This window comes from Limnohabitans sp. 2KL-3 (genome assembly GCF_001269405.1).
Lineage (GTDB): Bacteria > Pseudomonadota > Gammaproteobacteria > Burkholderiales > Burkholderiaceae_C > Limnohabitans_A.
The window spans coordinates 67,746-79,366 of the sequence record NZ_CXON01000003.1 but is presented as its reverse complement, the minus strand read 5'-3'; the positions used below and the strand labels follow the sequence as shown (position 1 = coordinate 79,366).

The 11,621-nt window shown below is 57.5% G+C and carries 12 protein-coding genes; 6 read left to right on the top strand and 6 right to left on the bottom strand.

Going from position 1 to position 11,621, the window contains the following annotated elements:
• Positions 1 to 51: 51 nt before the first annotated feature.
• Positions 52 to 789 (top strand): acetoacetyl-CoA reductase, encoded by a 738-nt coding sequence (phbB, locus tag AMM41_RS05130; RefSeq protein WP_089953908.1) that lies wholly within the window; start codon positions 52 to 54, stop codon positions 787 to 789.
• A 105-nt stretch (positions 790 to 894) separates the two neighbouring features.
• Here phbB and AMM41_RS05125 read toward each other — a convergent pair whose 3' ends face one another.
• On the bottom strand, positions 895 to 1,812 hold the full coding sequence (locus tag AMM41_RS05125; RefSeq protein WP_089953906.1) for an SPFH domain-containing protein: 918 nt from the start codon (positions 1,810 to 1,812) through the stop codon (positions 895 to 897).
• Between the two features lie 36 nt (positions 1,813 to 1,848).
• Positions 1,849 to 2,268 (bottom strand): NfeD family protein, encoded by a 420-nt coding sequence (locus AMM41_RS05120; protein WP_089955213.1) that lies wholly within the window; start codon positions 2,266 to 2,268, stop codon positions 1,849 to 1,851.
• Between the two features lie 299 nt (positions 2,269 to 2,567).
• Here AMM41_RS05120 and AMM41_RS21765 point away from each other — a divergent pair, with 299 nt between their 5' ends.
• Positions 2,568 to 2,786, top strand: a complete 219-nt coding sequence (locus AMM41_RS21765) for a hypothetical protein (protein WP_146186235.1) — start codon at positions 2,568 to 2,570, stop codon at positions 2,784 to 2,786.
• 214 nt (positions 2,787 to 3,000) lie between these two features.
• Here the strand turns inward: AMM41_RS21765 and AMM41_RS05115 are convergent, their stop codons facing one another.
• The 4 genes from AMM41_RS05115 to AMM41_RS05100 are packed head-to-tail and all read right to left on the bottom strand — an operon-like array spanning position 3,001 to position 7,573.
• Positions 3,001 to 5,451 carry a xanthine dehydrogenase family protein molybdopterin-binding subunit gene (locus AMM41_RS05115; RefSeq protein ID WP_199233454.1) on the bottom strand — a complete coding sequence of 817 codons (2,451 nt, stop codon included), beginning with the start codon at positions 5,449 to 5,451 and terminating at the stop codon, positions 3,001 to 3,003.
• Positions 5,448 to 5,960: a (2Fe-2S)-binding protein gene (locus AMM41_RS05110; protein WP_089953903.1), complete on the bottom strand. Its 513-nt coding sequence runs from the start codon at positions 5,958 to 5,960 to the stop codon at positions 5,448 to 5,450. The genes AMM41_RS05115 and AMM41_RS05110 overlap by 4 nt, the downstream gene beginning before the upstream one ends.
• Before the next feature lie 19 nt (positions 5,961 to 5,979).
• Positions 5,980 to 6,855 (bottom strand): FAD binding domain-containing protein, encoded by an 876-nt coding sequence (locus AMM41_RS05105; protein WP_089953901.1) that lies wholly within the window; start codon positions 6,853 to 6,855, stop codon positions 5,980 to 5,982.
• A 49-nt stretch (positions 6,856 to 6,904) separates the two neighbouring features.
• The gene (locus AMM41_RS05100; protein ID WP_089953899.1) at positions 6,905 to 7,573 is read right to left on the bottom strand and encodes a CoxG family protein; all 669 of its coding nucleotides are present in this window, start codon (positions 7,571 to 7,573) and stop codon (positions 6,905 to 6,907) included.
• 86 nt (positions 7,574 to 7,659) lie between these two features.
• On the opposite strand from AMM41_RS05100, the gene AMM41_RS05095 reads away from it, so the two are divergent.
• The 4 genes from AMM41_RS05095 to AMM41_RS05080 all read left to right on the top strand — a co-directional run bounded on the left by AMM41_RS05095 (position 7,660) and on the right by AMM41_RS05080 (position 11,549).
• Complete coding sequence (locus tag AMM41_RS05095; RefSeq protein WP_228769106.1) at positions 7,660 to 8,412, top strand: TetR/AcrR family transcriptional regulator; 753 nt, start codon at positions 7,660 to 7,662, stop codon at positions 8,410 to 8,412.
• An 84-nt stretch (positions 8,413 to 8,496) separates the two neighbouring features.
• Positions 8,497 to 9,567, top strand: a complete 1,071-nt coding sequence (locus tag AMM41_RS05090) for a C4-dicarboxylate TRAP transporter substrate-binding protein (protein WP_089953893.1) — start codon at positions 8,497 to 8,499, stop codon at positions 9,565 to 9,567.
• 90 nt (positions 9,568 to 9,657) lie between these two features.
• Entirely contained in the window at positions 9,658 to 10,224 is a 567-nt protein-coding gene (locus AMM41_RS05085; protein WP_089953890.1) for a TRAP transporter small permease subunit, read from the top strand.
• Complete coding sequence (locus AMM41_RS05080) at positions 10,221 to 11,549, top strand: TRAP transporter large permease (RefSeq protein WP_089953888.1); 1,329 nt, start codon at positions 10,221 to 10,223, stop codon at positions 11,547 to 11,549. Before AMM41_RS05085 ends, AMM41_RS05080 begins: the two co-directional genes overlap by 4 nt.
• Positions 11,550 to 11,621 lie beyond the last annotated feature (72 nt).

The window sequence follows — 11,621 nt, the reverse complement described above, 5'->3', positions numbered from 1 at the left end:
GATGTGAGTGCCTTCACTTCATTTCACTTCACTCATAACAAGGAGACAATCATGAGTCAAAAAGTAGCGTACGTCACAGGTGGCATGGGCGGCATCGGTACCGCGATTTGCCAGCGCCTTCACCAAGAAGGCTTCAAAGTCATCGCCGGTTGCGGCCCTACACGCGACTTCACCAAATGGCTGGACGAGCAAAAAGCCTTGGGCTTCACCTTTTACGCCTCGGTGGGCAACGTGGGTGACTGGGACTCTACCGTGGAAGCCTTCTCCAAGGCCAAAGCCGAGCACGGACCGATCGACGTCTTGGTCAACAACGCCGGTATCACCAAGGACCGAATGTTCCTGAAGATGACGCGTGAAGACTGGCAAGCCGTGATGAACACCAACTTGGACTCCATGTTCAACGTGACCAAGCAAGTGGTCGCCGACATGGTCGAAAAAGGCTGGGGCCGCATCATCAACATCAGCTCGGTCAACGGCGAAAAAGGTCAGGCCGGTCAGACCAACTACTCGGCTGCCAAAGCCGGTATGCACGGTTTTTCGATGGCCTTGGCCCAAGAGCTGGCCACCAAAGGCGTCACGGTCAATACCGTGTCACCAGGCTACATCGGCACCGACATGGTCAACGCCATTCGCCCTGATGTGCTGGAAAAAATCGTTGCCACCGTGCCCGTCAAGCGCTTGGGCAAGCCCAGCGAAATCGCCTCCATCATCGCATGGATGGCCAGCGAAGATGGTGGCTACACCACCGGTGCTGACTTCGCCGTCAACGGCGGTTTGCACATGGGTTGATGCTTGTTTCTGGCACAGTTTGGCAACGCCAAGCTGGACCATTCAAGCCAGCAGTGCCTACTAAAAAACCCGCCTCGGCGGGTTTTTTGCGTATGCCGGTCGGCTTTAATCCGCTTGTTTGCTCGTGCTCACCATTTGCATGGCCGAGGCGATCAGGCCCGACACTTCGCTCATGTTGCCCGGCACGATCAGCGTGGTCTTGGCGTCTTGCGCCACCTTGGCGTAGGCCTGCACCGCTTGCTCGGCCACCTTGAGCTGCACGGCTTGTTCGCCTCCGGGCTGGCGGATGGCGGTGGCAATTCGCTCAATCGCCTGAGCCGTGGCATTGGCCATTTCGGTGATGGCGGCGGCATCGCCTTGGGCTTTGTTGATGGCGGCTTGTTTTTCGCCTTCTGAGCGGGCAATGAAGGCCTCGCGCTCGCCCGTCGCGATGTTGATCTGCTCCTGACGGCGGCCTTCGGATGCGGCGATCAGCGCGCGCTTTTCGCGCTCGGCGGTGATTTGTGACTGCATGGCCAGCAAAATTTCTTTGGGCGGTGTCAGGTCCTTGATCTCGTAACGCAACACCTTCACGCCCCAGTTGAGCGCCGCTTCGTCGATGGCAGCCACCACCTGTGCGTTGATGATGTCGCGCTCTTCAAAAGTCTTGTCGAGCTCCAATTTGCCGATCACGCTGCGCAGGCTGGTTTGTGCCAGCTGGGTCACGGCCACGATGTAGTTGGACGAGCCGTAACTGGCCAGTTTGGGGTCGGTGACTTGAAAGTACAAAATGCCGTCGACCTGCAGCTGCGTGTTGTCTCGCGTGATGCAGATCTGGCTGGGCACGTCCAGGGGGATTTCTTTCAGGCTGTGTTTCTGGATCACGTTGTCCACAAAGGGCACCACAAAGTTCAGGCCCGGGGCCAGACTGGCGTGGAATTTGCCCAGCCTTTCGACCACCCAGGCCTCTTGTTGCGGCACGACCTTGACGGTCTTGATGATGAACAGGACCGCGATGATCACGAGGATGGCAGCGACTTCCATGGTTTTTCTCCCTTTTCGGTGTAGTGAGCGGTGTGCTCAGATTTTCTCGAGGACCAGGCGGTTGCCCGCCATGGCCTGAATGCGGTGAATGCCAGCCGTGGCGGTCTGGCCCGGGGCCAGCACCGCGGTCCAGGCCGCGCCCCGGTGTTTGACTTGTGCGGTGCCTTGCGCGTCCCAAGCATCGACCTGCACCGTGGCACCCAAGTCCAAGTGTTGGTCTTGGGCTTCTTGTGGCGTGGTGGTTTGGCGCATGCGCCATTGGCCCAGCAGCACAGCCCCCAAGCCGCCGACGATGGCCGCTGCCACCAGTTGGGTGCTCAGGCCATAACCAGCCAATGCGACCAGCGCAGCGGCCACAGACCCGAGACCCAGCATCAGCAGGTAAAAGGTGCCCGTTACCAACTCCAGCGCCACCAGCACGCCGGTCAGCACCCACCACATCGTTGCATTGCTCATTTCGCCTCCTTCAGCTTCATCCGCGTATTGTCGGGCTTGAACTTCTGTCTTTATACGCCGACCACCCATCGCCTGGGGCAAGTCCGTCACAAGCCAAGGATAATCAGCCCCCAAATTCAAAGGACAACCTTAACCATGATTGGTGAGGACTCTAGGGGTTCCGTGTCTAATTGATGATCAATTGCGTTGTTAAGCTGGAATGCAATCATCGTGTATCTGTGGGCGTGGCTGATGGCTAATTGATCATGTAAACAGTTGTTGACCCAGCTGATCCCAATGCCTCAGATATGCTTTGGCACATGTTTTTCAGTGAATTTCGTGGGGATTATTTTTCTTTTGTTATTTTTATTGGATTTGAATTAACGTCAAAGAAAGATGAAATGTTGGTCGCAGGTGCTGAAGGTGGCTTGGTGGAACACGTGCAGATTGCCTGCAACGCAGCACAAGACATGTATTTTTCATCCGGCGTGGCGTCATTCATCTTTTACGTCGAAAGTTGGTGGCCATCAACAGCGTGATGATCCCTGGTGCAGTACGCGATGCCGTTTGGGCGTGCTTTGCACAAGTCTTGGAAACTATGCAGTCGGAGTGCATGACCCGCGAAATGGGGCTGGCCGATGCTGAGGCGCTGCGCAGCGAGTTGATGACGTGCCAGGTGCGCCGTGTGGTAGTGAGTGTCACCGATAAGGGGCCCATTCAGAAGAACCCCATACGGATCACAGAGACGCGCGCTCAGGCCACTCGACCCAAGGCGCGCAGCACTTTCTCAGGCGTGATCGGTTGCGACCAGAGCTCCGCCTTGAACGGCGCCAAGGCGTCGTTGATCGCGTTCATGACCGCAGCAGGTGCACCCGCAGTGCCTGCCTCGCCTGCGCCTTTGGCCCCCAGCTGGCTGGAGCGCGTGGGTGTCTGCACATGCGCCACCTCGATGTCGGGCATTTCACCGCTCATGGGCACCAGGTAATCGGCCATGTTGGCATTGCGCATCAGCCCCTCATCGTCGTACAGGCACTCTTCAAAAAGGGCTCCGCCGATGCCCTGCACAATGGCTCCCCGAATCTGCTCGTCCACGAGTTTGGGGTTCAGAACACGACCGCAATCCTCGACCGCCCAGTGTTTGAGCAGCTTGACAAAGCCGGTGTCCGGGTCCACTTCAACATAAGAGGCCTGCACACCATTGGTGAAGATGAAGGGGTAGTCGCGCTGAGCATAGTGGCGCGTCACCATCAGCTCCGGCGTGAAGTCATTGGGCAAAAGGTCTGAACGGAAGTAGGCAATGCGGCCAAGTTCGGCAAAGTCCAGCACCGACTCCAGCGTCTGGGCGTCCACCACATGGCCACGGCGCACGGTCAATTCAGCCTCGCTGCGCTTGAGGATGACAGCGGCCAACTTGAGGATGTTGGCGCGCAGCGCCTGGGAGGCCAGCAAAACCGCCTCACCGCCAACACCCGCACCGCGCGAAGCCCATGTGCCTCCGCCATAGGGCGTGACATCGGTGTCGCTCATGATGAGTCGCACTTTTTCAAGATCTACGCCAACACCATCCGCCGAAATCTGTCGGTAAATGCCGTCATTGCCCTGGCCCTGTTCGCCCACACTCACGCTCACGCTGATGGCACCCGAGGGGTCCAGACGGATGGTGCAGCCGTCCTGAGAAGCGATGCGCGCGCCACCCACCCCATAAAAAGCCGCACTCGGGTTTGTGAGCTCAATCAATGTCGCAAAGCCAATGCCGCGGTAAATGCCTTGTTCACGCAGCTGGGCAATCTCCGCCTTGAGACGTGGGTAATCCATCATCTGTTCGATTTTGCTCAGGCAGGCCTCATGCGACAAGACTTCGAGCTTGATGCCGCTGGCCCCTGTGGTGGGATAAGCGTCGTCGGGAATCACGTTCTTCTTGCGAAACTCCAGCGGGTCCATGCCGATGGCCCGCGCCGCTTGGTCAACCAATCCTTCGGTCACTGCGCAGGCGATGGGGTGACCCACCCCGCGGTACTGGCAAGTGGGCGTCTTGTTCTGAAACACCACGTCCAAGTGCGCCCGGTAGTTGGCGTGTTTGTAGGGGCCACCCACCAAATTGACCACCTGATTGCCCTCGATCGCGCTGGTGCGCGGGAACATGGAATACGGACCAATGCCCGTCAGGTCATTCATCTCGAAAGCGAGGATCTCTCCGCTCTTGTTGGCGGCAATGCGTGCCTTGACCAAGTGGTGACGCGCGTGAATATCGCTGGTGAAACTCTCCATGCGATCGGCCACAAACTTGACCGGGCGTCGGCACATCATCGACAAGGCCACCGTGGCAAAGTCATCTGGATAAGCATGCACCTTGATGCCAAAAGAGCCGCCCACGTCCTTGCAAATCACCCGCACTGCGTGTTCAGGCAGATCAAACTGCCTGGCATACAGGTCCTGCATCATGTGCGGTGCCTGGAATGAGTGGTACACGGTGAGCTTCTGATCGGCAACATTCCAATCGGCAATCTGACAACGGGGCTCCAAGGTCACGCCCGTGTGTCGCCCGAATTCAAAAGTGGTCTCAACCACTGCATCGGCATTGGCAAAAGCCTCGTCAACCTGGCCCACATTCAGCTTGCGGGTAAAACACAGGTTGTCGCCCAGCTCCGGATGAATGAGTGGCGTCGAAGGGTCGAGCGCGGTCTCCATGTCCACCACCGCTGGCAATTGTTCGATCTCGACGTGGATCAGCTGCAGCGCGTCCTCGGCCTGCTCGCGGGTTTCTGCAACGATGGCCACCACCGGCTCACCCTGCCAGCAGGCACGGTCCAGGGCCAGTGGATACTGCGGTGCCGATTTCATGCCCGCGAGATGGCCCAGAACCGCCACCCATGGCTTGCATATTTTGGCCAGGTCATGGCCATCGGCGACCAGAATCACCCCGGGCATGCTGCGAGCAGCAGTGGCATCGATGTGGGTGATCTTGCAATGCGCGACGGGGCTGCGCCAGTACACGACATGGGCCATTCGGGGCAATTCAATGTCGTCGATGTAGGTGCCTTGACCTTGAACCAATTTGCGGGCACTGGGGCGTTCAACGCTTTGTCCAATGTAGCGGGGGTCCTCAGTCAAGGCATGCAAAGGCTTTTCTTCGTGGTCGACTTTTGGCGAATCTTCCACTTCAGGGCCTGCAGTGCCCGACAAGTTATGTGTCATGGTGTTCATGCGCTCACCTTTTCGGAAGGACGGCTGGACGCGTTCTTGGCGCGCTCGGCCAGGGTTTCGCAAATGGCATCGACAATGGCGTGGTAGCCGGTGCAGCGGCAATAGTTGCCACTCATCCACTCACGCACTTCTTCCCGGGTCGCATCGGGTTTGACCTCCAGCAACTCCTTGGCGGCCATCACCATGCCCGGCGTGCAAAACCCGCACTGCAAGGCGTTGTTCCTCACAAAGGCATCCTGCAGATCACGCACATCACCATCGGCACTGAGGCCTTCGATCGTGCGGACCTTGCCGCCCTGGGTTTGAACGGCCAGCGTCAGGCAACCGCGCACGATGCGTCCATTCACCTCCACGGTGCATGCGCCACAAACACCATGTTCGCAACCCAGATGCGAGCCTTTGAGGCCCAGTTCGTTTCGAATGAAGTCGACCAGGTGCTGGCGTGGTGCCACGCTGCGCACTTGCGGTTGACCGTTGACTTCAACTTGAAGTGTTTGAAGAGATGCCATGCGTTTCTCCCGGAATAAATCAGACAGCGATCGCGCTGCGGCTGGCCTGCGCAGCCGATAGCAAACGGCGAGCCAGTACGGTGGCCAAGTGCCGCTTGGTTTCGGGGCTGTGGGTTAGATCAGGAAGGGGATCGAGCTCGGCTTTGAGCGAAGCCACCGCAATCTCCACCGTTGCAGAATCCAGCGTCTTGCCCACAAGCAAGGCTTCGGTTCGGCGTGCACGCCAAGGAATCGCACCAATGCCCAGGAAAGCCAGATTCACACGCTGGGCCACCGTGCCGGAGAAGTGGGCGGCCACCGCCAGACCTGCCACCGCGTAATCGCCGTGACGTCTTGCCAGTTCATCGAAAGCAAACCAGTCCGACTGACCCGCCAGAGGCACATCGGCCCCCACAACGACTTCATCAGGCGCGAGAGCTGTCGTGTACAGGTCTACGAAAAAATCAGTGGCCGAGATCTTGCGAAGGCCCTTGGGGCTTTGCAGGTGAATCTGCCCATCCATGGCGCAAAGGCAGCACGGCCATTCAGCTGCCGGGTCCCCATAAGCAATCGAGCCGCCCCAAGTTCCCGAGTTGCGAATCGCTCGGTGAGCAATATGAGGTGCAGCCATGGCCAGCATCGGGGCATGTAGGCTGACCAAGGCGCTGTTTTCAATGTCAGTGTGCGTGGTCAGTGCGCCAATGTAGAGGCGATCGCCCTCTTGGCGAATGCCCCGCAGCTCATTCAGGCCCGTGATGTCAATCACCAGTTGCGGTTCGGACAAACGCATGTTCAGTGTGGCCAGCAGGGTCTGTCCCCCCGCCAAAATTCGGGCGTCGTCCCCGTGGGTTTGAAGCAGCTCGAAGAGCTCGGCCATCGCGGCGGGCTTGACGTAATCAAATGCAGCTGATTTCACGGTGGGTCTTCCAGTTTGTGTGTTCAATATCGGCCAAACAAGGCCCGCCTCAGAGCTGAGCGCCGAGCCACACGCCAACGGCTGTGGCCAAGACCCCCAAGGCAAACCATTTCACGCGCAACCACTCCATGTCGTTTGGCAATGGACGGGTTGGTGGCTGCGCAACAGCCGCTCCAGCCAAGGGCAAATCTGCGCTTGGGGTATGGGCGGCCGAGGGGCTCACTGGGACCGCTTCAGGCGTATGTGACTCTGTTAGTGGCTTGTCGGCATCCGGTTGAGTCGGCGCAAGGTGCAACTGAAAGGCATTAAAAAACTGATCCGCCATCTGTTTGGCGGCCCCATCGATCATGCGCCCCCCAACCAAGCCCAGCTTGCCAGCCACCGAGGCCTGAACCGTGTAATGCACACGTGTGTTCTCGCCTTCATCACTGAGACTGACTTGCGAGCGACCCCGGGCCATACCGGCTGCACCGCCAGACCCTTCGAAAGTCATGGCGCAACTTTCGGCCTCGATCACGTCGCTCATCAAAATGCGACCGCTGAACTTGGCACGAACCGGCCCCACCTTGACCATCATGCGAGCGGTCTTTTCAAGAGGGCCGACCTGCTCCACAGCTTCACAGCCGGGAATACAAGCCGTCAAGACAGCTGGATCATTCAGTGCCATCCAAACACGCGCTCGAGTCGCGTTAATTACAACGTCGCCTGTCAATTCCATGGGGTCATCTTTGGGGTTTTCACGGGGTTGTTTTGTTTACCATGCGTTCAATAATCCTATTCCAAATTGACCATACGGTAAATAGCATGCCCATACAGACAAACCCTGAGCGGGCGCTTGACCCCGCTGCCGGGTTAGCGCCCGAGCCTCCGCGAATGCGGCGGCGGTTGGGTGTTGCCGAACGTGAGCGTCAGATTTTGGAAGGTGCCATTGGTTTTTTTGCACAAAACGGATTCGGTGCTCAACTACGAGATTTGGGCCGCAGCATCGGTGTCACACATGCGCTTCTTTACCATTACTTTCCCACCAAACAAGCCTTGATCGACCGGGTTTACTTGGAGGTTTTCGAAGGGCGTTGGAATCCCGAATGGGAAGCCTTGCTGGATGACCCTGAGAAAACGCCTGAAGAAAAACTCACCGGCTTTTACGACGATTACATCAACTCAGCGTTGAACCGTGAGTTCACGCGTATCTTGGTGTTTTCGGGCCTTTCCGATCACGCCATCACCGACAGGTTCTTTTCGCTTCTTCGCCAGCGGCTGTTCCCTCGCCTGATTCGAGAGACAAGACGCTTTCGCGGCTTGAGCAGTCGAGCCAAATCCAGTGAACGTGAGTTGGAACTGTTAATGGGGTTACACGGTGGTTTTTTTTACATCGCGATGCGGCGCTGGATTTACGGTCAGGGTGTGGCCAACGATCAAGCCCCCGAACGTTTCAGCCATTCCCTTGTCCATGATCGCGTGCTGGGCTATTTGATTGCCAGTCAAACATTGTTCGGCCAAGCCCATATTTCGGCAGCCTCTAAGACCAGTGCCGGCACAAGAAAACGGAATCCATGAAATTTTTTCACCCCGCTGCAGCCTACCGGCTAAGGCATTTACGCGCGGCAATGGACTGCCGCTATTCAACCAAAAGGAGAACGCATGAAACTCAACAAGTTGGCCCTTTCCGGGTTGATCGCGATCGGTTGCGCAACTGCTGCCAGCAATGCAGTCGCCCAACAGCGCATCAACGTCAACATCGGTGCAAGTCATCCGACCACCAACATCTGGGCCTACGCCATGAAAGAGGTGTTCCAGCCCGAAGTTGATCGGCTGCTCAAGGAAGGCGGAGGTAAGTATGAAGTGCGCTGGCGTGAGAGTTACGGCGGAACGCTTTACAAGTTTTCTGAAACACGCGCTGCCGTCAAGGACGGCATTGTTGACGTGGGCATGGTCGGCACCGTCTGGGAAAACTCAGCCATGCCTTTGCAAAACGTCACTTATTTCACGCCGTTTGCCACCACCAACCACGAAATGCTGATCAGCATTTTCGACAAACTCAACGACACGCACCCAGCGCTCAAGGCCAGCTGGACTGCGCAGAACATGGTGCCCTTGTCGTCTCTCATTACTGACAGCTACGACATCTATGCCAACTTCCCTGTGACCAACATGGCCTCGCTGCAAAACAAGAAAATCCATGCACCAGGCACATCAGCCAACTGGATGCGCGACACTGGAGCCACACCGGTTGAGGGCGCTTTGACCACTTATTACACCAATATTCAAACAGGTGTGACCCAAGGTGCCCTGAGTTTTGCCAGTGGCATTGGTCCTGCGCGGGTCTACGAAGTGGCCAAGCATTTGACACGCGTGGATGTGGGTGCCATGTATTTCGGCAGCGTTGCAGCTAACAAAAGCTTCTTTGACAAACTGCCCAAGGAAGTTCAAGAAGCCTTCACCAAGGCTGGCAAGGCCACATCGGTCGCCCACGGCAAGCATGTCACCAATTCCGCTGTGAAGGCCATGGAAACCATGCGCGCCGCAGGCCTGCAGGTGTCTGATCTTCCAGCCGCTGAGCGTGCCAAGTGGATCAACGGCCTGCCCGACATCGTTACGCCATGGCTGCAGACCACAGGCGATGCTGGCAAGTCCGTGCTTCGCGCCTATTTTGACGAATTGCGCGCTCGCGGTGTGAAGCCTCTGCGCGACTGGGACAAAGCGGCCCGCTGACGGCCCACGCGCCCATGTTGATGCCTGCAGGATCTTTTTTCAGCTGAAGGCCCTGCAGGCCTGCCTTGTCATCCATCAAAGGAGCCCATCTTGCATGCCGATCCCCAAACACAAACACCTGCCTCACAACGGCATCCCTTGGAGTTTCCAGCCAATTTGCTCGCCTCCATCGGGACCGTCTGGATCTTTTTGATCATGGCGTTGGTGGTCGCGGACGTGATCGGTCGTGATTTTCTGGACAGCCCCATCACCGGTGTGGCTGAGTTTTCATCACGCTCGGTCGGTTCCATTGTTTTTCTTCAACTGGCCGCTGCCGTTTGCAGCAACCGGATGACGCGCAGTGACTTTTTGCTCAACCTGATCGGCAAGCGCTCGGCCAAAGGTGTCGTGGCACTCAATGTCTTCAATGCCTTGGTGGGTGCTGGATTGTTTGCAGCTTTGGCCTGGATTGGTTGGTCTGAATTCAGCAACTCTTGGACAAGCAACGAGTTCTATGGCGTGCAGGGCGTCTACAGCGTTCCGGCCTGGCCGTTCCGTGGCCTGCTCGTTGCAGGATCTGTCGTGGGTGCTTTGTGCTATTTGATGAGCATCCCCGGCATCTTGAAACAACCAGGATCCCCAGTTCCTGCTGACGATCCATTGGGAGGTGGCGTATGAGCGATTTGGGCATGGGCGGTTTGCTCATTGGCGTGCTGGTCATGCTGGTTCTTCTTGGCGTGCACATTGGTGTGGCCTTGCTGGCGGTCGGTTTTGCTGGCGTCTGGCTGGTGCGAGACAACCTCGACATGGCCATCAAATTGTTTTACATGTCGGCCTACAACGGCGTAGCCGACTATGTGTTTGCGACCATTCCGCTGTTTGTGCTGATGGGACTGCTCGTGAGCATTTCCAACGTGGGCAAGGATACCTTCACGGTCGCGGAAGTCTTGCTTCGCAAGCTTCAAGGAGGCCTCGGTGTGGCCACTGTTGCCGCCAACACGGTTTTCGCAGCGGTCACAGGGGTCTCCATCGCGTCGGCTGCGGTGTTCACCCGCGTGGCCGTGCCCGAAATGGTCAAACACGGTTATCGCACCACCTTTGCCACCGGCACCGTGGCTGGAAGCTCTGTGTTGGGGATGATGATCCCCCCCAGCTTGCTGATGATCATTTACGGCGTGCTGGCCGAACAATCCATTGGCAAATTGTTTGTGGCTGGCGTGATCCCCGGGTTTTTGCTGGCCATGGTTTTCGCCATGATGATCATGCTCATGGCGCGATTCACGCCAGGACAAGTCTTTGATCCTTTGCAGCAATCTCAGTTGCTGCGGGGACGACAGATTCAAGTCACACTGACCAAGCTGCAAATGTTCACTAAACTGGTCCCCATTGCTGCGCTGGTGGCCTTGGTGTTGGGCGGGCTGTACGGTGGCTTTTTCACACCCACCGAAGCCGGTGGTGTGGGGGCGTTTGGTGCGCTGGTCATTGCCCTGATGCGACGTTCGTTGGGCAAAGGCAAGCTTTGGCAGGTTTTGCATGAAACCGGCAGCGTGTCTTGCACCATCTTGATCCTGCTGGTGGCGGCCAGCTTTTATAGCCGCATGCTCAGTGTGGCGGGTGTGCCTGTGGCCATCAGTGATCTGGTTCGTGACGCGGGTCTTGGGCCCTATGGGTTTTTGACCTTGTATATCGGGATCGTGCTGCTTCTAGGCATGATTTTGGACTCCAGCTCCATCTTGCTGATCATGACCCCAGTCGCTGCACCTATTGCAGCGAGCTTCGGTTTCGACCTGATCCATTTTGGCGTCATCACCGTGCTTGCCGTTGAGATGGGCTTGCTGACACCGCCATTCGGCATCTCGGTGTTCACGGTCAAATCAACCTTGAACGACCCCAATATCTCAGTGGAAAGCATCTTTGCCGGATGCATGCCCTTTCTCGGGGCGATGTTGGGCGTGCTGGTCTTGGTCTGCGCATTCCCCTGGCTGTCCTTGGCGCTGATCTAAGGCGTGTCTGTGTAGCAACCTCCATCCAGGCCAGACCCCTGGGCGGATGCAGCAGTCACAGAACAGCTGGAA